At 70.2% G+C, this 19,415-nt stretch carries 12 protein-coding genes and 2 pseudogenes; 5 read left to right on the top strand and 9 right to left on the bottom strand.

All coding sequences use genetic code 11. From position 1 onward, the window contains the following. Positions 1 to 9: 9 nt before the first annotated feature. From LXM90_RS28560 to LXM90_RS28525, 8 genes and pseudogenes are all read right to left on the bottom strand, one after another. A complete protein-coding gene (locus LXM90_RS28560) occupies positions 10 to 1,947 on the bottom strand; it encodes an autotransporter outer membrane beta-barrel domain-containing protein (RefSeq protein WP_234083267.1) in 1,938 nt (645 codons plus the stop codon). A 48-nt stretch (positions 1,948 to 1,995) separates the two neighbouring features. Then, positions 1,996 to 2,943 carry a FecR family protein gene (locus LXM90_RS28555; protein ID WP_020095896.1) on the bottom strand — a complete coding sequence of 316 codons (948 nt, stop codon included), beginning with the start codon at positions 2,941 to 2,943 and terminating at the stop codon, positions 1,996 to 1,998. A gap of 72 nt (positions 2,944 to 3,015) precedes the next feature. Continuing rightward, positions 3,016 to 3,525 (bottom strand): RNA polymerase sigma factor, encoded by a 510-nt coding sequence (locus LXM90_RS28550; RefSeq protein WP_042669387.1) that lies wholly within the window; start codon positions 3,523 to 3,525, stop codon positions 3,016 to 3,018. Between the two features lie 571 nt (positions 3,526 to 4,096). Beyond that, positions 4,097 to 5,746 (bottom strand): ABC transporter ATP-binding protein, encoded by a 1,650-nt coding sequence (locus tag LXM90_RS28545; protein WP_056524280.1) that lies wholly within the window; start codon positions 5,744 to 5,746, stop codon positions 4,097 to 4,099. 390 nt (positions 5,747 to 6,136) lie between these two features. Next, entirely contained in the window at positions 6,137 to 6,451 is a 315-nt protein-coding gene (locus LXM90_RS28540; protein WP_020095892.1) for a hypothetical protein, read from the bottom strand. A gap of 301 nt (positions 6,452 to 6,752) precedes the next feature. Beyond that, positions 6,753 to 7,574 carry a hypothetical protein gene (locus tag LXM90_RS28535; RefSeq protein ID WP_083916012.1) on the bottom strand — a complete coding sequence of 274 codons (822 nt, stop codon included), beginning with the start codon at positions 7,572 to 7,574 and terminating at the stop codon, positions 6,753 to 6,755. 459 nt (positions 7,575 to 8,033) lie between these two features. After that, positions 8,034 to 8,174, bottom strand: a pseudogene (locus tag LXM90_RS28530) (IS3 family transposase); the annotation flags it as partial. A 57-nt stretch (positions 8,175 to 8,231) separates the two neighbouring features. After that, positions 8,232 to 8,636 carry a hypothetical protein gene (locus tag LXM90_RS28525; protein WP_026605351.1) on the bottom strand — a complete coding sequence of 135 codons (405 nt, stop codon included), beginning with the start codon at positions 8,634 to 8,636 and terminating at the stop codon, positions 8,232 to 8,234. 230 nt (positions 8,637 to 8,866) lie between these two features. On the opposite strand from LXM90_RS28525, the pseudogene LXM90_RS32130 reads away from it, so the two are divergent. Both LXM90_RS32130 and LXM90_RS28520 read left to right on the top strand, forming a co-directional pair. Further along, positions 8,867 to 8,962 (top strand): annotated as a pseudogene (locus LXM90_RS32130) (hypothetical protein); the annotation flags it as partial. A gap of 204 nt (positions 8,963 to 9,166) precedes the next feature. Beyond that, positions 9,167 to 10,624 (top strand): FAD-dependent monooxygenase, encoded by a 1,458-nt coding sequence (locus LXM90_RS28520; protein ID WP_056524270.1) that lies wholly within the window; start codon positions 9,167 to 9,169, stop codon positions 10,622 to 10,624. 185 nt (positions 10,625 to 10,809) lie between these two features. On the opposite strand, the gene LXM90_RS28515 is transcribed toward LXM90_RS28520, so the two are convergent. Continuing rightward, positions 10,810 to 17,163 carry an autotransporter outer membrane beta-barrel domain-containing protein gene (locus tag LXM90_RS28515; RefSeq protein ID WP_267965806.1) on the bottom strand — a complete coding sequence of 2,118 codons (6,354 nt, stop codon included), beginning with the start codon at positions 17,161 to 17,163 and terminating at the stop codon, positions 10,810 to 10,812. 598 nt (positions 17,164 to 17,761) lie between these two features. On the opposite strand from LXM90_RS28515, the gene LXM90_RS28505 reads away from it, so the two are divergent. The 3 genes from LXM90_RS28505 (at position 17,762) to LXM90_RS28495 (ending at position 19,279) form a co-directional block, all read left to right on the top strand. Beyond that, positions 17,762 to 18,085 (top strand): ArsR/SmtB family transcription factor, encoded by a 324-nt coding sequence (locus tag LXM90_RS28505; RefSeq protein WP_020095886.1) that lies wholly within the window; start codon positions 17,762 to 17,764, stop codon positions 18,083 to 18,085. A gap of 315 nt (positions 18,086 to 18,400) precedes the next feature. Further along, the gene (locus LXM90_RS28500; RefSeq protein ID WP_020095885.1) at positions 18,401 to 18,826 is read left to right on the top strand and encodes a YeeE/YedE family protein; all 426 of its coding nucleotides are present in this window, start codon (positions 18,401 to 18,403) and stop codon (positions 18,824 to 18,826) included. A gap of 3 nt (positions 18,827 to 18,829) precedes the next feature. Beyond that, entirely contained in the window at positions 18,830 to 19,279 is a 450-nt protein-coding gene (locus tag LXM90_RS28495; RefSeq protein ID WP_042673736.1) for a DUF6691 family protein, read from the top strand. Positions 19,280 to 19,415 lie beyond the last annotated feature (136 nt).

Genomic DNA, 19,415 nt, shown 5'->3' with positions numbered 1-19,415 from the left:
AAGAGGCCGTCACCACGCGGCTTGGAGGCCGGCGGTGAACACCTGGGCGGTGGCGCCCGGGCGGACGTCGCCGGTGTAGCCCACTGACAGCCGCACGCCCTCGGCGACCGCCCCCGTCAGGCTCACCCCCAGAACCGCGCCGTCCCGGCCCAGCGCGCTCGTCCGACCCGCGAACCCCGCCCCGAACAGGCTCGAGCGGATCAAAGCCGCCGTGTCGGCCAGCTCGTGCGCCCAGTACGCCCGACCCTCCAGCCGCAGGTCCGGAATGCCCGCCAACGCCCAACTCGTCACCCGCCCGCCGACCAGGCTGCGCGCCGCGTCGAGGTCGGCCACCGCGAAGCCCTGCCCGCCGAAGCCCTGCCCGACCAGACCGCCCCGCTCGGACACACGGCCCCGCGTCAGCCGGTCGTAGCTGAAGCCCACCTCCGGCACGACCTCGACCGGCAGGCCGGTCGCCAGCGCGTACCCGGCAAAGCCCGACACCCCGCCGTTCCAGCCCGACGACACCCCGCTCGCCTGCGACACCGCCGCGCCCAGCGCCACCGTCCGGTCCACCCGGCCGTCCGCGTACGACACCCCCGCCGTGCCCCGCAGCACCACGGCGCCGAGCCGCGTGCTCGCGTAGAGCGTGCCGCCGTAGCTGTCAGTGGTGAACCGCCCCAGCCCCGCGCCCCGCGACGTGCCGCCCGCGCGCAGGTAGCTGAACGCACCGCCGACCTGCGTGTCCGCCCCGACCTGACGGTCGACGCCCATCAGCAGCCCGCCCGCGTCGAACCCGGCGCCCGTGGCCGCCCGGTCGCCGGCGCGCGCGCCGAACCCGTACAGCGCGTCGGCCCAGACCCGGCCCTCGCCCACCCCAAGCGGCGCCGCCGCCGCCCCGGCGCCGCCGCGCACCTGCAGCGCCGTGCGGTTCGGGCCCGGGCCCGGATCGCCCGCGCTGAACGCGCCCGCGCCCCCGCCCAGCCCGCGCTGGTGCCGGTCGATCGTGTCGGAGAGCAGACGGCGCGCGGCGAGGTCGGTCATCACCGCGTCGCCGTAGCTCTGGCCCGACAGGCTCGCCAGGCCGCCCGGCAGCGTCGCCGGGCCGGCCGCGTAGAGCGGGTCGAACACCCGCGCCCGCGCCGCGTCCGGCCGCGTGCCGGCGGCCGGGCGGGCGAGGTCGAGGGCCGCGCCCACGGCCCGGGCGTTGCCGGTCTGGGCGAGGCCGAGGCCGGCGAGGCTGCCGTAGGCGGCCGGCGTGACCACGAGGTCGAGGCCGGTGGCGGCGTAGAGCGCGTCGAGGCGCGTGGCCGCCGGCAGGCCCGCCGCCGGCTGGGCGAGCCCGCTGAACGAGCCCGACAGCCCGGCCTGCGCTGTCAGCACGCCGAAGCGCTGGCCGAGCGCGGGGGTGAAGCTGTTCGTGGCGTTGCCGGTGATGCCGCGCAGTTCCGGCACCAGGGTGCCGTTGGCCGAGACCGTACCGGTCGGGCCGAGCGCCAGGAGGCGGGCGTAGCTGCCCGCGCCGGTGCCGGTGCCCGGTCCGTCGATGTCGAGGCCGAGGCTGCTGCCGGGGGCGAACGCCACCGGGCCGAGCACGGTGAGCGTGCCGGGGGAGTTGCCCGGCCGCAGGGCGCCCGCGACCGTGACCGGGGCCGCGACGGTGCCGATGCCGCGCAGGGTGCCGGTGGCCGCGACCGTGACCGGCGAGGTCCAGAGGCCGTTGAGGGAGAGCGTGCCGGCCTGGATTGTGGTCGGGCCGGAGAAGAGGCCGGGGCCGGTGAGCAGGAGCGTGCCGGGGCCGGCCTTGGTCAGGCTGGTCGGGCTCGCGGTCTCCAGGATGGCGCCGGCATAGGTGGAGGCGGCCGCACTGGAGACCGTGAGGGCGCCGTTGCCCAGGACGGCGGAGGCCGGGCCGGCGAGGTCGGTGAGCGTGAGGGCGGTGCCGTGGCCCTCACGGACAAACGACAATCGAGGCGCGAAACTCCTGACCTCCCCGCGTCGGTTTTTTTCGCCTCGTCAGGCCGGCGGCCTGACGAGGACGAGGTACGGAGTCAGGCGCGTGACGCGCAGGCTCATCGTCGCGGCCAGAACGTCGAGCGCGTCGTCGGTGTCGCGGATGTCGAGCGTCCCGCTGAAGCGCTGCGCGCCGAGCCCCGAACCGAGCAGGACGATGCGCCCGCGCCGATAGCGGTTCAGGTCGGCCACGACCGCGGCGAGGGGCTGCCCCGTGACGACGAGCTTGCCCTCCCGCCACGTCGTGGCGCGCCCCACATCGCCGCGCTCGACCGTCAGATGGCCGTCGGCGCTCCGGAGGGCGACCTCGCCGGCTCCGATGGTCACGGCGCCCGCGGTCGTCGACGCGTCCACGCGCCCCTCCGCCACGCCGACCGGTTCGGCGTCCCCGCCGGCCCGGACGAAGAAGCGCGTCCCCACAGCGCGCACCCGCAACCCGCCGCCGTAGACCACGAAGGGTCGGGCGCTGTCGGGCACGACATCGAACACCGCCTCGCCGCGCAGCAGGTGGACGTCGCGCGCGGCGGCCGTGAAGTGCAGGACGAGCGCGGTGTCGGTGTTGAGGGCGGCGCGGCTGCCGTCGGGGAGCCGCGCCGTCTCGATGTCCCCGATCCCGGTCCAGACGTCGGCGCGGACACGGTCGAGGATCCCGCTCTCGTAGGTGATGAATCCGGACAGGCCCAGCGCTGCCGCGAGACCGACGAGGCGCGTCGGCGGCGGCCGCCTGCGCCGGCGCGTATCGGGCACGCGCCCGGCGATGCCCCGCCACGCCTCCATCTCCGCGTAGGCCTCGGCATGGGCCGGGTCGGCGGCGCGCCAGGTCTCGAAGGCTGCCCGGTCGGCGTCGGTCGCGTCGGGGGAGGACAGGCGAACCACCCAGAACGCGGCCCGCGCGTAGATCGGGTCGTCGGCGGCCTCGTCGTCGCCCGCGGGCTTGCGCTCCTCCTCCATGTCGACCCGCTGCCCGCTCCGCCCGTCCGACCTATGAAGACCATCGAGGCCGCGAACTCCTGACGTGCCCGATCAGAAAAACTCGTGACACGCGCGACGAATGTGCAGCAGCGCCGTGATGAGGTGCTTCTCGACCATGTTGCGGCTGACGCCGAGACGGACGGCGACCTCCCAGTTCGAGAGGCCCTCGACGGTGCTGAGCAGGAACGCCTCCCGGCAGCGCGGCGGCAGCCCGTCGATCGTTGCCGCCACGAGGCGCAGCTGCTCGCGGGCGATCACCTGCGTCTCGGTCTGGGCGTGCCCGTCCACGACGCTCGACAGTTCGAGATCGGTCATGGATCGGAAGAGGCGCGCTTCGAACCGGCGGCGCTTGCCGAGATTGGCGGCGACGTTGCGCGCGAGGTGGAACAGGAAGAGGCGCGGATGCTCCAAGTCGGTGGTCGTGAGTGCTTTGACGAGGCGAAGATACGTCTCCTGCGCGGCGTCGGCTGCGTCGGCAGGGTTCCCGAGTTTGCGAAGAAGGAACCGCTGGAGGTTCAGGTTCTCACTGCGATGTAGGGCATCCAATGATACCGCCGCCATAACTCCAATCCTCAGGTGCCTCGCCGACGCACACGAGCGCGCGGCGCCGGCCGATTAGACTGTCACGCCGAGGATAGACGCAAGCGTTCTGAACGCTTTTAGCCGATCTAAACTGATGCATCTGCTCTCAGCCAAACGCTTGTTCGGCCGCTACGAAACAGCGATGCGAATGCGGGGCCTTGAACTGGAATAGTTCTAGTAGAACGGCTGTTTTCCATGTTCTGTTGCAAATCTGCGGCATGGATCGGGGCATGCCGGTGGCGTTCTGGGACCCGGCTTCGCGCCGTTCGTGGTCGAGACGCGCTCAGCGTCCCGGGGCGGCCTTCCGTCAGACGTCGAACGCCCACGTCCTCGACATGGTGCTCGAACCCGGCCGATCGCGGAGCCGCCCGTTCCGGCCACGAACCTTCGCCTCGCAACGCGGCCTGCACTCTGGCGCAGCGAGGGTCGGAAAAGGGTCGGACTTGGTCCGTGCGGCTATATATCCGCTTCGCTACATCTGCCGTCCCACAGCAAAAATGGCGGCATTCCACCCGGAGCCGCCCTTCGGCTGTCGGCCCATCTCAGACGGCTACGCCCGTGGTGGGGACGCCGACAGGCGGACGTTCTGATCTCCTGGCCGTATCATGGAGGTGCGGTGCGTGACCGCGATGATGGTCAACCCGTCAACAAGGTCACGTAAGCCGTCCATGATGTGCCGCTCGGTCTCGTCGTCGAGGGCCGAACTGGCTTCGTCCAGAACGAGAATCGCCGGTTCGCCGTAGAGCGCCCGCGCGATGGCGATGCGTTGCCGTTCACCGCCCGACAGCTTGAGGCCCCGTTCGCCCACGACGGTCTCAAACCCTTCCGGCATGGCCTCGATGCGCGTGAGGATGGAGGCCTGCGCGGAGGCCCGGCGGAGGCGCTCCGCGTCGAACGGACGGCCCAGCACGATGTTGGCCGACAGCGTATCGTTGAGCAGTGTCACCTCTTGCGGCACGACGCCGACATGGTTGAACCAATCATCGCTCGCGATGCGAGTCAGGTCGGTTCCGTCGGCGAAGATGTGGCCGCCGCTCGGTTGCAACCCCTTCAACAGCAGGCGAACGACGGTTGATTTGCCTGCACCGGTCTCACCCGTAAGGAAGGTCGGCGTGCCGCGGCGAGCGACGAAGGAGAGGTCGGCAACGCCACGACCATTGGCGTAGCGAAAGCTGACGTTCTCGAAAGCGACGATGCCGAGGGACGGCCGGTAGGGCAGCGGATCGGCGGGCTCGAGTTCTTCCGGTGCTCTCCACATCATCGCTAAGGGCCGGAAGCGGGCCGCTGCTTCGACCGACTCCTTGATGGCCATGCCGACCATGTGGAACGGCTCATTCAACTGGATCAGCAACGTGTTGAAGAGCACGATGCCGCCGATCGAGATCAGGCCGCCCTCGAACCGGGGGACGAGGATCAGGAACGTGACCGTCAACTGCAAGGCTGCAGCGATGCCCAGAAGCCCACAGAAGGCGCTGCTCACCAGCGCGTAGCGCCGCAAATTCGCGAAGGCATCACCCGCGCTGGCAGTAAAGCGCTCGGTGATCCATCGTTCGCCGCGTGTCTGGCGCAGGGTGTCGATGACGGCGATGGCGTTGCCGACCAAGCGCGCATTGGCCTGACTTTGATTCATCGCCTCATTGAGAGCGGGTTTGACTTTGCCGATACGCGTGTAGTCGAGCGCGATCACGACCACGCCGTAGATGAATATGATCAGGGCTATGTCCCAGCTGACGAGGTTGCCGAGGACTAGGACGCTGAAGGCGATCTGGACGCATCCAGGGAGCAAGCCTCCGAGCCCGAGCTGGGTGATGAGGTTCAGCGTCTGGGTTCCCTGCTGACGGGCAGTCCCGATCTCCGCGGCGTTGTGCTCCAGGAAGAAGGCTGGCGTCTTGTGTAGGAGGCGCGCAAAGAAGGCCGTATTTGCAATGAACGATAGACGCTCCGCGCAAAGCACGATCAGGAACCGTGATCCAATGCCCAGAGCTTTCGCGCATCCGAACAGGAACGCGTAGGACATGAGGAGCGGGAGCGCGTCGGACCGCACTTGTCCGCGGGCCAGATCGTCGACGGCGCGTGAGAAAAGGTACGGAGCCGAGATCGAGGCCAATGCACCGAGCAAACTGGCCGAGATCACCGCGATGGTCGTCAGGCGGGCGTCACGCCAGTAGGCTCGCAGCAACGCGTTCAGAATCGATATCATTCGAAATTGCCAGGGAAAATCCTGAGGGCGATTTTCGAATCCCTCGCAAGCTTGAGGAATGCAAGATTTTTCGCGGCAATCCGCGACTGGATCTGTCCGCCGCGATGCATCCGCCGTCCGGGAGAGGACGGGCAAGAAGCCAACTATCCCGAATATTTGCCCTGTTCTGCCCTATGACCGGATGACGAACGAATATCCGATATCAACACGCTGCATGTCCAGCGCGGGATACATCACATACTGCCATGCCAATCGATTATCCCTCACGCAATCCGGAAATTCGACCTGCTCCGATCCAAGCATCAATACAAGTTCTATTTTACGGAAAACCGGAATGAACCAATAGGACCTGAGTACGAGAGCACCGCTTGACGCAGATCTGCACGCGATTCAATTGGGTTTCCCATCTTCCGCGATGTCCGCCGTGAGCGGGCCGGCGGCCATTTCCTCGATGTGTTCAATCGCGGCTTTCAGACTTATGAACGCGCCCAGCGGGCCGCGCAGGTGTACGACTATCTTTCGCCGACTGATCGGGGTGCCGTCCGCGCTGGGCTCGGAGAGCATCATCTCGAGAGCGAGGCGACCGACGCCTCCTCCGACGCCATGCGTCGATGTGGCTTCGAAGTAGATGACGGGAGCTTCGAGAGTACCTTCGACCTCACTGGGGACGATCGGAACGGAGCTGATCTTGGGACGGCTGGTCAACGGTGTGTCTCCGGTGTTGGCCGCGTCGAGGGTGCAACCGGCCACATTGAGCACGCCATGCGGGCGTGCGCCTTCGCCGATGTCCTTCCATCGCTGCCTGTTCGACCTCCTCTGTCGCGTGCCAACGGTCGCCCGACAGAGCCACGATGCGCCCCTATTCAAAAGTGTCGGGACGATCACCGTCTCCCTGAGAGAGCGAACAGAGGACGAGCGTCACCTGGATCGAGAGGCGGACCGTCGATCCTGAGCAGCAAATGCTCCGGCGATGGCACCGCCCCACCCTCCACTTCGAGAGTTCCGCTCACGGGATGACAAAGGGATCCTCGAAGCCGTCGGGATACGTCGAGCAGGCCGGGGCGTCATTGAGCTTCCGACACGGCCATTGCGATCGGGCAATTCGATCGACGAGCTCGAAACGAGAACCGGTCCAGTGGACGAAGCCGAAGTGGGCCCAAGGGCCCGCGGCCTTCGGATCGTCCTTCTCGAGTGGTGGCGAGTCAGGATCGAATTCCATGATCCAGCGCATGGTGGGCGCATAAGGCAGCTTGTCGTCGAGCAGAAACAGGACGCTGCCGCCGTACTTCGTCTGACGCACGCGGTCGTCGAAGCTCAGGACCGGATCCGCCGGCAGCACGTCCGCACTGACATCCCGCAAGGCGCCGTCGGCAGCGAACCGAAAAGCCTTCCGACCCATGCCGTTGCGGCAATCCAACCCCGCCTCACCCTCGTCGCATCGTACGGGCCAGATCAGGTACACGGTGTCTCGGGGGTCCGCTCCCTCGAAGCTGCGGACCATGAACGCGCCGGCCCCCAGCGTGAAGTCAGGACGGCGCCCGAAGCCGGGAGCCGCCAGATAAAAAGCTTTGCGCAGATCCTCACGGCGCGTGTCACGTTCGAGGTCGAACGCTCGGACAGGGAGGGCCAAGACAGCGTGTGCCACATGCTCAGGAGCCGGGCCGAAGCAGTAATCGTCGAAATGAAGCCCGAGGAACGAGGTCCCTCCGCCCGCGTCGTGGGGCTTGCAGATCGCCCCCATGGTCCGCCCAACCTCGAGGGGCATCCACGGACTTGGCATGATCGCCGGGACCCGAGGAAAGACGGGCTCGGCGTCAAACAGCTTCATGGCCGCGGGACGCACGATGGCCCCACGTGCGTCACCCAGTCCCGGAGCATGCCCTCGCGCGCACCCAATGCTGTAACATCCGACCAGTGATGCGGCCACAAAGAGACGGGATAAGGATTTCATCCGACGACCTTGTCGCACGTCCGCGAATAGGCGATGTCACCAGCTATGGTTCAGCAGGAACTCGGCCCTGTATGGTAGTCAAAAGTTAGGTTTGTTCGTTGCCGCAAGCCACCAGCGTTCCCGCTCTGACTTCGGCAATCGTCGCAGACCCGTCGGACAAACCCGAGTCCGCTCAGCGCAAGCGCCTTTGTTCTTGTACGCCGCATAACAGGCGTCGTCACGCCACGGCGATGAGCTAGTCCGCTGGACAAGCCCATCGAGGTCTATGGTTTTGCGGGCCTGCGCCGTCACCCGCAGTAAACCGCGGCGGCTTTCCCGGAGCCTGTCCGGTTCGGGTCAGGCGGCCAAGGCTCGGACCTCGGCTTCGGCAGAAGCGGCGGGTTTCCGTCTCGGCGGAGGCAGCGTGCCGATCGGTTGGAGCGGCCGCCGGTGGTTGAACCAGTCGACCCATTCGAGGGTGGCGTACTCGACCGCCTCGAACGAGCGCTCAAGATCTCACGCCGCAGCGTCCATCGCGCCCTACAGGACGCAGCATCACCGGAATCGCTCGGGCCGTCCCCGCCCCTCGAATGACTGGTCGGGCCGCTCGCGCCCCTCGTGTGACTGTACCATGGGGCTCCAGAAGCCATCCGGCGACCAACTGTGCGGCTGCACGGGAACATGCCCGCCGTCCCAGTTGCGAGGCCTCATGTCAGCTATCAGCCTCGACCCAGTCTCGTAGCGGTACATCTCACGGTGGTCGCCATCGGCGCGGCGTCGCACCGCGCTCAAGTCCGTGGTGATGTCGATGGGAGCCTTCTTCTGGGAAGCGCTGCGCGGCGCGCGCTTCGCGGTCACGGGCTTCGCATCGAAATAGTCACGGTAATCCCCGTACGACTCGACCGCCATCGCGCCGACCGTCGATCCGAGAAGTATGGCGGCTGCGAGCAACGTCTTCACTATCCCACACCTTCTGCAAGCACGGTGGCGTCTAGCAGATCCGCGTTTACGTCGGCCCGCCGAACTGTGTAGGATTGTAGGCGATCTTCCAGAGATTGCCGTGACGTGCAGCACAGGCCGGATGCCGTTCAGGCCGCACGAAGGCGCGGCTCTCCAGCTCTCACGCGGCTCCTGATTTTGCTCCGCCGCGCATCCCGATCTTCCTGGCGCAGGGCAGCACGGACAACCGCGTGCCGCCGCGGGTGACCGAGGAGTATCGCGCGCGGCTGTGCCGAGCCGGCAGCCGGGTCGCGTTCGACCGCGTGCCTGGCGTGGGACATCTGTCGATGGCCAAGGACGCTGCGCCGGCGGCCCTCGACCGGATCGGTGACCGCTCCGCCGGCGTGCGGGCACCGAGCGAGTGCGGCGAGCCTTGACCACCGGACGGCGCCCTTTAGGGTCGGGTCTCTCCGCTGGGCGAATTCGAGACTGAGGTGGTACCGCCTCAGGATACGCGACCGAGCGAGCCACGTGGCGCGGGAGGCGGGTCCATGACGGACATTCTCATCGTCGGCGCGGGGCCGGTCGGTCTGACCATGGCGGCGGAGCTGGCCCGCTACGGCGTCGGAGTGCGCCTGATCGACCGCGCCCCGCACGCCACGGAGACCTCGAAGGCCCTCGTGGTCTGGTCGCGCACCCTCGAACTCATGGATCGCATGGGTTGCACGCGAGCCTTCCTGGATGCGGGACTGCGCGCTCCCGGTGCCTCGATCCGCAGCGGCGGCAAGGTGCTCGGCAGCCCGCGCCTGGAAGGCGTGGCGAGCGCGTACAACTTCGCCTTGATGATCCCACAATGCGAGACGGAGCGCCTTCTCACCGCGCAGCTGGGCGCCTTCGGCGTCGAGATCGAGCGTCAGGTCGAGCTGGTCGACTTCGCCGAGACGGCCGACGGCATCGACGCGCACGTGCGACACGCCGACGGGCGCGAGGAGACGGTGAGGACGCCGTGGCTGATCGGCTGCGACGGTGCTCACAGCACGGTCCGGCACAAACTCGGCATCCCGTTCTCCGGCTCGGCGCAGGGGGACGACTGGCTGCTCGCCGACGTGCGCCTCGAGGGGCCCGCAGCACCGCCGGCGGACGAGATCGCGACCTACCTGCACCGTGACGGCCCCTTCGTCGTCTTCCCGATCCCGGGCGGTCGGGCGCGCGTCATCGCGACGGTGGGCAAGGCGGATGCGGCGCACCCGCGGCCGGAGCCCACCCTCGACGACGTGCAAGCCCTCGTCGATCAGCGCGCCGGCGGCGGCTTCCGCGTGTCTGACCCGGTCTGGTTGACGCACTTCCGCATCAACGAGCGCAAGGTCGCGGATTACCGGCGCGGGCGCGCCTTTCTCGCCGGCGATGCGGCGCACATCCACAGTCCCGCAGGCGGACAGGGGATGAACACCGGTATGCAGGACGCGGTGAACCTCGCCTGGAAGCTGGCGATGGTGGTGCGCGGTCAAGCGAGCGCGTCCCTGCTCGACAGCTACAGCCCAGAGCGCAGCGCGGTCGGGGAGCTGGTCCTGCGCAACGCGACCCGGCTGACCGACATGGCGACGCTGTCGAACCCGGCGGCGCAGACGGCGCGCAACCTCGCGCTGCGCTTCCTGCTCGGCCTCCATGTCGTCCGCGACCGGATGGCGACGCAGCTGAGCGAGATCGAGATCGCCTATGCCGACAGCCCGCTCTCCCTCGGACACGGCGCCGGAGCGCGTTGGGAGCCTGCTGCCTACGCGGGACCGCCCCCGGGCGCCGGCAGCGAGCCGCGCTTCGTCCTCTATGCGGCGGACGCGACGCGTGGGGCTGAACTGATCGAGCGCTTCCCCGGCCTGCTCGAACCGACGCGTCGGTCGCTGCCGAGCGGTTCCGACCTCATCGTTGTCCGACCCGACGGCTATATCGGTCTGGCTGCGAGGGACGGCGCGTGGGAGACCGCCGAGCAGTATCTGCGAGCCCTCGCGTAAGGTCCGAGCACCACCTGCTCCGCGCTCGTCTTCTGACCTCGCCGCATGCCCGACTCCTTCGGTCCTGGCCGATCCTCTCAATCAGCCCGGTCCAGAGCCAGTCGGTCAGGTCACACCGGCCTGTCCGTCACGCCCGCTTCGTCACCTCCGCCCACGCGACGTCCCTGGAATGCTCCACGTCGCGCTCAGAAGCGCAGCTGCATCCGAGCAGTCCCCGCATGCGAGAGGAAGTGATCGCCGACTTGACCCTGATACTCGCCGGTCACCTCGATGCCGCCACCGAGGCTGATCTGAAAGCCCAGCCCCATCTCGCCGAGGCGATCGGGGATCGACGATTCCGTAGCGAACAGGCCGAGAGCGCCGGTCCCCTGGAAGCTCGCCCTGCCGGTGAAATGGTCGTCCGAGAGGAGCGTCACGCCGAGGATACCGTAAGGCCGGATCCAGCGCCCCGCATCGAGGTCGATCCGGCCGCCGATCTCCAGCATCGGGCTGAACGCCACCAGCGTCTTGGCGACCGGTCGCATGTCGAGGTTGAAGCCGGGGGCCCCGGTCTCTGAATAGGCGGGACTGTAGCTGTAGAGCAGATCCAGATCCGCGTAGGGCTTGAGATACCAATCGCCGAACAGGACTTGGTAGCTTGCCCGCAGCCGCCCGCCCGCCGAGAGGATCCCGGACTTGCTGCGCGCCGTGGCCGTGGCGCCGCCGAAGTCGATCAGGCGCCTGTTCTCGGCCCAGGAATATCCGAGATTGGCCGATGCCGCGAGCAACCAGGGGCCGATCTGGTGCTTGAGCGCCGCCGAGACATCGCCGGCATCGCTGGTCGTCCCGGTGATCCGGTCGGGATCGCTCTGGATGGCGCGGGTGTAGGCGCCGGTCAGACCGAAGAACCAGTCAGGGGCGAACTCGGTCTGGAGGCCGGTCTGGTAGCTGAGGGCGGTCTGGCGATAGCCGCCGTCCTCCGCGGTCGCGGAAAGGGTCGTGTGGGCGCTCGTGATCCGCCCCCAGACACACTCGCCCTCACGCAGGAGCGTGCCGGTGCCGCTGAAGGCCGGACAGCTCATGGCCCGCTGAAGACCTTTGCGGGTGTCGAGCGTCCGGTCGGTCAGGCTGTCCTGGTTGGACTCGGGCTTCAACTCGTCGAGGGCAGCGGCGTAGGCCTTCTGGCTGTCGACCGAGAGGAAGCGCCCGTAGAGCGTTCCGAGCTGCCTGGTATTGCCGTCCCAGGCATCCTGCAGGCCCTGCGCGACGCTGCGCTGGTCCGGCGTGAGCGTGACGCCCGTCGGCTCCGTGAACCGGGCTCTCGGGACCAGGGAGAGGGTGTCGCCCGACGCGACGATCGACCAGGAGATCGGAACCGCGCCGGAATGGAGGCTGCTGCCGACAGCCATGGCGCCGCTCTCCACGACCTGACCGGCCCGGAGGAAGGCGTACCGGCCGGGCAGCAGCCCGTCGATCAGATGCGGCTCGACGAGGCCCTTCAGTGACGCGGTGCCGGTGACGGTGAGGAGATCGGCGCGCAGGGCCCCCTCCGGCGCCAGGGGCGCCACGTCGACGAGCATCCGCCCGTACGCGCTCTGCTCGAAATTGCCGGTCACCGTCGCTCGGGCGACCTTGCCGACGCCGCCGATGTCGAGGGTGGCGCTGTTGTGCAGGCGGCCGTTCGGCCCCAGGGCGATGACGCCTTCGGGTCCGGTGCGCAGGATCGCCGAGGTCCCACCCGTGTTCTGGAAACCGCCGTTGACGAAGGTGACGCCCCCCGCCTGGCCGGCGGCCAAGTCCACGTCGCCGATCACGGTGCCGTAATTGTTGATCTCGCCGGCGGAGAACGCGCCGACGATGGCCCGGCCCGAAGCCGCGCTGACCACGGCGCGCCCGCCGATCACGATCGTAGTGGAGCGCCCGCCGTCGATGCGGATCGCCGCCCCGGTGCCGCTGCCGCCCGTGACGAGGCCGTTCACCTGGAGGTTGATCCTGCCGCCCCGCTCCGGGTCGGGTTCGAGGCTCCCGTCGGTGCGTTGGACGCCGGACTGGACGAAGATCGCGTTCGCGTCGCGGCCCGACGCGATGATCGATCCGGACGACGCGACGGAGATGTCGCCGCCCTTGCCGGTCGCGTTCAGACGGCTCTGACCCGACGCCCCGGCGGCCGGGCCGGCGAGGTCCAGGAGCAGGCCGCCGCCGCCTCCGAGGCTCTGGGCGAGGAGGCCGTGGGACTGGGCGCCCGACGTGCGGATCGCGCTGCCCTCCTCCAGCGTCACCCGGATCGTCCCACCGTTGCCGCCGGACCCGTCGCGCAGTGCGTAGGGCACCGCGTATCCCATCGCCTGGTGCGCGCCGCCGTAGCCACCGCCGCCGCCGATCGACTGCAGCAGCAGCGCCGGCGCCGCGTCGCCGACGGTGGAGACCTGCGCGCCCGCGGTCAGGCTCACCCCGACCGGGCCGCCGCTCCCCGAGGCGCCGCCCGCGCCGCCGATCCCGAACGTGTAGCGGTGGCCGCCCGGGCCGGCCGCCACCGAGGCGAGACCGCCGCCACCGCCGATGCTCTGCGCCAGGATGCCCACCGCCCCGAAGCCCGTCGTGGCGACCGTGCCGGATTGCACGATCGTCACGCCGCCACCGTCGCCCGCCACGCGCCCGGAGCCGCCGAGCGTCAGGCTGCCGGATCTCTCGGAGACGCCGGCCGGATCCTCCGGTGGGGCGATCCGCTCGATGTCGAGCGCGGCGAGCAGGGCGTCCGCCAGCGCCTGCGCGTCGCTCTTCGTCCCGCTCTTCGCCTCACTCTTGGTCTGGCTCTGAACCTGGCTCGCGGCCGGCTCCTTGGATGATTCCGTCCCCTCCGCCGCAGCGGCGGGGGTGGCAGCGGCGGGAGTGTCGGCCTCGGCGGAGGGCGCCGAGAAGCTTCCGCCACCGCCGCCGATGCTCTGGGCGACGACGGCATGCGCCTCGGCCCCGGCGGTGGTCACCGAGCCGTGGTTATCGACCTGGACAGATCCGCCCCGGGCGCCGGTCCCTCCCGATCCGCCGACGGTCAGGTTGAGCGTCAGGCCCTTGTTCGCTTGGCTGCCGGCGACCGTTGCGCCGACGCCGTTGCCGCCGCCGCCGCCGATGCTCTGCGCGTAGAGGCCGTAGGCGGCATCGTCCGCGGTGGCGACGGAACCGGTGTTCACGATCTTGGCCGTGCCGCCGATGTTGCCGCTGCCGCCCGTGCCGCCGAGCGTCGCCGTCACGGTCGTCCTGTTGGTCGCCTCCGCGTAGGCGAGGCCACCCTGGCCGCCGCCGCCGCCGATGCTCTGCGCCAGGATGCCGTGCGCGCCGATCCCCATCGTCCGGACGGTGCCGCCGTTCTCGACCGAGACGCGACCGCCGTTCCCGCCCTGCGCGCCGCTCCCGCCGAGCGACAGGGTGAACGCCACGTCGGGCAGCTTGGTGGCGCCCTTCTTCTGCGCGTCCAGATAGCTCGAGACGCTGCCGCTGTAGGACTTGAGCGCCTTGCCGAAATCCGAGTTCTTGAGCTGATCCGCCAGGCCCTTGTACGTGTCGCTGGACTTGATGTCCTTCAGGAATCGATCGAGATCGTCCTTGTTCTCCTTGTCCTTCGCCCACTCCTGGTAGGCGGCGACACCGATCGTCTTCTTGATCTGCGTCCAGATCGTTCCGACGGTGTCGGGGTCGGAAACGTCACGCGCCGCGACGCTGCCGCCCATGCCGCCGCCGCCGCCGACGCTCTGCGCCACGATCCCGTGCGAGCCGTCGCCGCTGGTCGCGATCAGGCCGCCAGCGGCATTGGTGACGGTCACGTCCCCGCCGCTGCCGCCGCTGCCGCCCTGGCCGCCGAGCGTCAGGCCGACGGTGAGCTTGCCGACGGCCGATCCGGACACGGTGCCGCCGTTGCCGCCGCCCCCGCCGATGCTCTGCGCCTCGATGCCGTGGGCGTCCGACCCCCCGGTCGTGATCGCGCCCCGGTTCGTCACCGTGACCGCGCCGCCGACATTGCCCTTGCCCTTCCCGCCGCCGATCGTCTCCGTCACCGAGAGGGTATCGGCGATCGGAAGCTTTCCGACGAGGCCGTTCAGGGTCTTGTCGAAGGAGAAGCCGGGGGCCGCGAGGCTCGCGGCGTTGCCGCCGTTGCCGCCGCCCCCACCGATGCTCTGCGCGAGGATGCCGACCGCGCCGGCTCCCCCGGTGGTGACGCTGCCGGACTGCGTGACCGTGACCGCGCCGCCGATCCCGGCGACGCCCGCGGTGCCGCCGACGCTCCGCGCCACCGTGACGTTCTGCTTGAGGCTCAGGCTGTTGCTCGTCGCGGTCGCGCCCCCGCCATTGCCGCCGCCCCCGCCGATGCTCTGGGCCTGGATGCCGATCGCGCCGTCCCCGGACGTGCGCACCGCGCCGCTATTCGCGGCGGTGACGGTGCCGCCATTGCCGCCGCCGCCGCCCGTCCCGCCCAGCGTGGAGGTGGCGGACACGGCCATCTGGCCCGGCGGGGCGACCGCCAGCGCGTAGGCGGCGGCATCGCCGCCGATCCCGCCGCCGCCGCCGACGCTGAGGACCAGCAACCCCGCGGCCGCGTCGCCGTAGGTGGTGACCCGGCCGGCATTGATCACGCCCGCCGGGCCGCCATTGCCGCCGTCGCCCCCCGAGCCGCCGATCGCGGTGGAGAAGGCGAAGCTCGGCAGCGACTGCCCGCTCGGCGTGGCCAGGGGCGTCGTGATCGCCGTCGCGCTGGCCAGGCCGCCGACACCGCCGCCGCCGCCGATGCTGAGGACGGCCAGGCCGTCCGCTCCGAGACCGGCGGTGGTCACGGTGCTGCTGCTCTCGATGCGGGCCTCGCCGCCGTTGCCCCCCTTGCCACCGGATCCGCCGATCGCCCACGAGGCGGAGAGCGCCGCGCCCACCGCGATGCTCCTGACGTCGCCGCCGGCGCCGCCGCCGCCGCCGATGCTCTGCACCAGCACGGCCGTCGATCCCGCCCCGCCGGTCTCGATCGCGCCGGCCCGGCCGGTGAAGCGCGCGAGACCGCCATCACCGCCGCCGCCGCCGCTGCCGCCCAGGCCGACCGCGAAGAAGGCCCCGGCCGGGAAGGCGCCGCCACCGCTGCCGCCGCTGCCACCGATGCTCTGCACCAACGCCCCGAAGGCCGAGTCGCCCTCGGTCGTGATCCGGCCACCCGCGTTGACGATCTCCGCGGTCCCGCCCGCGCCCCCGGTCCCGCCGGCCCCGCCGCGGCCGAACCAGAGCGAGATGCCTCCGGCCCCGCCGCCGCTCCCGGGCGCCACGTCGAGGGCCGCGAGCGGCAGGGCCGAGAGGGCGCTGCCGCCGCCGATGCTCTGCGCCACGAGGCCGGTCGCCCCGGCGCCGGACGTCGTCACCGTCCCGCTGTTGGTCAGGGTCACCGATCCGCCCGGGGCGGCATCGCCCCCGCCGCCGCCACCGAACACGCCGCCGCCGCCCTTGCCGCCCGGCCCGCCGACCGATTGCGCGACGAGGCCGAGGGCGTAGTCGCCCGCCGTGACGATCGTGCCGCTCTGGGTCACCGTGACGGTCCCGCCGTCACCGCCCCGGCCACCGGGCCGGCCGCCGGCATCGGGCTGTATCCCGCCGTCGCCGCCGATGCTCTGGACGAGGCCGCCGAGGGCAGAGTCGCCGGAGGTCCGGATGGTCCCGGCCATGTCGAGGCGCGCGGTGCCGCCCGCGCCGCCCGGCGTCACGAAGGGGTTGCTGTAGAAGGTCCCGGACCCGCGGATCGAGCCCGCGCCGCCGATGGACTCAACAATCACCGCGGTCGCCCCGACACCGTCGGTCGTCACCTGCCCGGAGCGTGTCACCGTGAGCGCGGCCGCGCCGCCGGCGCCGCCCCGTCTGGAGGCGGTCTGGTCGGCGTCGGTGCCCCCGCGGCCGGCATCGCCGCCGACCGCACTGACCCGGACCCCCAGGAAGGCCTGCCCCTCGGTCGCGACGCGGGACGACAGGGTCAGGGTCGCCGGCCCGGCATCGCCGCCGGCGCCGACATCCTTCTGGGCGTCGCCGCCGTTCCCACCCCGGGAGAAGACCCAGAACCGCGGGATCGGCCGGAACTGGAGCTGGGAGACGCGGGCGCGCGTCGTGTAGCCGACCTGATCCCCCTCTCCGCTCACATCCTCTCCGAGCGTCACCGCGACGGCACCGCCGCGCCCACCGCTCGCGCCCGGGACGGATGCCAGCCCCACGATCGCGTCGCCGCGCCCGCCCGCTCCGCCCACCGAACCGGTCCGGATCGTCGCGGCGAGGTCGTTGCCGGCGGCCGCGGCATCGACATTGATCAAGGACAGGTCAGGGCCGTCAGCACCGGCCGTCGCGACGACATTCGACGCGATGACGTTGGCTCTACCATCGCGGCCGCTGGTGGCGGTCACCACCTCGGGCCGAGGTCGCTCCGCGGCGCGCGCCGGCAGGTCGAGGACCAGGACCAGGCCGGTGCTGGCCGCGACGACGAGCCGTCCGCCATCGCGGATCTGCCGGTCGCGGCGTGGGACACAGAGCTGACCTGGCCGGTGACCCATCAGGAACGCGTCTCTCTGCGCCGCTGTCTCAAGAAAAAATCCGGGCCCTCGCGGCTCAGGGCACCCAGCGATCGTCCACACGAAGTTTTGAATGCATTCCTCTTACATGGTTAACAAAACGTTTAGAACGATCTGTCGGGCCGATGATGGTCCTATTTTTCCCAATTCTGGAGCAATTGTGCGGACCGAGATCGATATTTCTAACAGCGACCGAACCCATATTTCTTGGCGAATTCACGATTTTTAGTATCTGAGTCCATGTTTAAATGCCCTCAGATATTCGAGGCCGCGCCTGGAGCGAATTGAACGCGTCTCGGGTGCAGCAATGTAGGTGCGGTGGATTTCAGACGGTCGGCGTTTCCCACCCCGTCGGGGGACGCGTTTCACACCGCCACAGGCCGGAGACGGAACAGGAATGACGGCTGTCCCTCGACGACCGTCCTGCCGGGTCTCGTCGCCGTAGCCGGCCGTCGGAACCGGACAGGCTCGCCGAGCTGCTCGGTGAGGCAAGGCGCGCGCCGGCGTGGCAAATGGCGACGCCCGCGATATATTAGGATCCGCTAAATAAGAGACCCTGAGAGCGCCCGGATCCGGACCGATGGACGTCGTCACGCCGAACGAACTGCTGCGCCTTCAGGACAGGGCCGGCGACGCGGCCCGTCTGCTCCGTCTCCTCGCCAACGAGAAGCGCCTGCTCATTCTGTGCCTGCTGGTCGCCCGCGGCGAGATGGACGTGACGAGCCTCGCCGAGGCGGTCGGACTCAGCCAGTCTGCCCTGTCGCAGCACCTCGCCAAGCTGCGGGAGGACGGGCTGGTCGCGTACCGGCGCGAGAGCCAGACGCTTCACTACCGCCTGGAGGATCCCCGGGTCGCCCGCGTGCTGGCGACCCTCAAGGACATCTTCTGCCCGGAACTCGCCTGACCGCGTCAGCCACGCAGGATCTCCACCGCGAGTCCCGAACGGTCCGGCCGGTTGCGCAGCCGCAGGCTCGGCCCGCTGCGGCGTGACGCCATCGCGGCGATGGCGAGAGCAAGCCCGCAGCCCGTCGCGCGCGGCGATCGCGGAGGAAGCCCGCGCGCTCCGGGAAGCCGGCCGGCGCGTCGCTCCGGCGCTCGCAGCGCTTGCCGCAGAACATTAGGGTGCACTAAATAAGAGCCGTCTAATGTTATCGCGCGGGACAGCGTTCTCCGCCGCCGAGCCGGGCCTCGCCTGGACCGGAGCTGTGGGCAGATCGAGATGGATGACTTCACCGCAGTCAGCGCCCTTATCGGCGGAGCGATGATCGGCGCATCCGCGTCGCTCCTCCTCCTCCTCACCGGGCGCGTCGCCGGCATCAGCGGCATCCTCGGCAGGCTCCTGGTCCCGCCCGCGCGCGGGACCGCTTGGCGGGCCGCCTTCGTGGCGGGCCTCGTCCTGGCGCCGGTCGCTTACAGGGGTCTCGGGGGCGACCTGCCGCCGGTGACGATCGGGGCGTCGTTCCCGCTCCTCGTCGTCGCGGGCCTGCTGGTCGGCTTCGGCGCGCGCCTCGGATCCGGCTGCACCAGCGGCCACGGCGTCTGCGGCATAGGCCGCGGCTCGCCCCGCTCGCTGGCCGCCACCGGCACGTTCATGACCGTCGCGATCCTCACCGTCCTCGTCGCGCGGCGTCTCGTCGGAGCCTGAGCCATGGCCAAGACCGTCTCCGCCCTCGCCGTCGGCCTCCTGTTCGGCCTCGGCCTCCTCGTCTCGGGCATGGCCGACCCGGCCAAGGTGCGCGCCTTCCTCGACGTGACGGGCCGCTGGGACCCGAGCCTCGCCCTCGTCATGGCGGGTGCCGTCGCGGTCTCGGCCGCCGGTTACCGCCTGGCGCTGCGGCGCGGCCGGCCGGTGCTCGCGCCCAGGTTCGATGTCCCGACCCGGCGCGACCTCGACCTGCGTCTCATCGCCGGAGCCGCGATCTTCGGCCTCGGCTGGGGCCTGGTCGGCCTCTGCCCCGGCCCCGCCCTCACCATCCTGACGGTGGCCCCGGCCGAGGCCCTGACCTTCGTGGCGGCGATGGTCGCCGGCATGCTGCTGTTCCGCCTCGTGCCGCCGGTGCGTCCGAAGCCGAAGGCCGTGCCGGGAGCCGGCGCCTGAAGCGCACCGCTCGGGCAAGCGGGTTCGCTGCGTCGGGATCGGACGCTCCCGCCATGTCGTCCGCGTGCCGGCGTCGCCCTGCGCTCGCGGTCCGACAGCCCCAAGGCGACGCTCTGCGGGCGCGGCGGGCACGGCT

This window comes from Methylobacterium oryzae (genome assembly GCF_021398735.1).
GTDB lineage: Bacteria > Pseudomonadota > Alphaproteobacteria > Rhizobiales > Beijerinckiaceae > Methylobacterium.
The sequence above is the reverse complement of the archived record's forward strand: the minus strand, read 5'-3'. Positions and strand labels throughout refer to the sequence as shown.